Raw genomic sequence first — 423 nt, 5'->3', positions numbered from 1 at the left:
GTGTAGTCGACCCGCTGCCTGCTCTGCAGCAGCGGCGGCGCCTGGTCGTAGCAGACATTGACGATCTCGCCGCCACCGGCAGTGGTGCCGAGCGAACTGATGGTGGGAACCGGTGCGGTGCCGAGGATTCCGCTGGACGGGCTCATCGCGCCGATCTGGGTGCCGTCCCACTTGACGCCCTTGGGCAGCACGATCGGGGTGCAGATGTCGACCAGGGTGCGGTCGTCGGTGTTGTAGAACCAGAACGGAATGGTCTGGCCGACGGCACCCACGGTGAGGGTGGCCGGGGCCTGGATCTGGGCGAAGTAGTTGAGCCCGTCGGTGACGTTGACATCGACACAGCTGTTGGAGCTGCTGATGGTGCCTGCATCGGCGGCCGGGGTGGCGATGGTGGCCACCGCGTCCATGCAGTTGGTGTAGACC

Annotated in this window: 1 protein-coding gene; it reads right to left on the bottom strand. The window is 66.2% G+C overall.

The features are described from left to right. A partial coding sequence (locus D7Y13_RS46520; RefSeq protein WP_158626245.1) for a hypothetical protein occupies positions 1 to 423 on the bottom strand: 423 nt, incomplete at both ends.

It is taken from the genome of Corallococcus praedator (assembly GCF_003612125.1).
In the GTDB taxonomy this organism is placed as follows: domain Bacteria; phylum Myxococcota; class Myxococcia; order Myxococcales; family Myxococcaceae; genus Corallococcus; species Corallococcus praedator.
This window is presented reverse-complemented; position numbering and strand designations above follow the sequence as displayed.